The sequence below is a fragment of the Brevundimonas sp. P7753 genome (genome assembly GCF_013386595.1).
Taxonomy (GTDB): domain Bacteria; phylum Pseudomonadota; class Alphaproteobacteria; order Caulobacterales; family Caulobacteraceae; genus Brevundimonas; species Brevundimonas bullata.
On the sequence record NZ_JACARP010000141.1, the window covers coordinates 1 to 398 of the forward strand.

The 398-nt window shown below is 69.8% G+C and carries 1 protein-coding gene; it reads right to left on the bottom strand.

Annotated elements, in window-relative coordinates; translation table 11 throughout:
- A partial coding sequence (locus HX774_RS18405; protein ID WP_178828890.1) for a sulfite exporter TauE/SafE family protein occupies positions 1–398 on the bottom strand: 398 nt, incomplete at both ends.

The following is a 398-nucleotide window of genomic DNA, read 5'->3' on the forward strand; positions in this document are numbered from 1 at the left end:
CCGCACAGGGTCATCATCATGCCCCCGAAACTGCCGCCGCCGACGCCCATCATGGCGGACAACAGCCCGATGCCGGTCCCGACGCCACGCCGCCCCCAGCCGGTCGGCAGGTCCTTGCGCAGGGTGACGTGCTCGGGCAGGAGCCCCATCTGGGCCGCGATCAGGAGCAGGCAGACGCCATAGACAATGGCCAGCCCCTCCATCGAGGTGAAGCCCGCGATCCCCGCCCCGACCAGTCCGCCGAACGCCACCCAGGGCGTCCAGGTCTTCAGCACCTGTTCGTCCACAGCCCCATGCGCCCGATGCGTCGCCAGCGACCGCAGCGAGGTGGCGACAATGGTCAGCAGCGAGGTGCCGATGGCGACGTGCAGATTGCTCTCGCCGCCGACGCCCAGAAC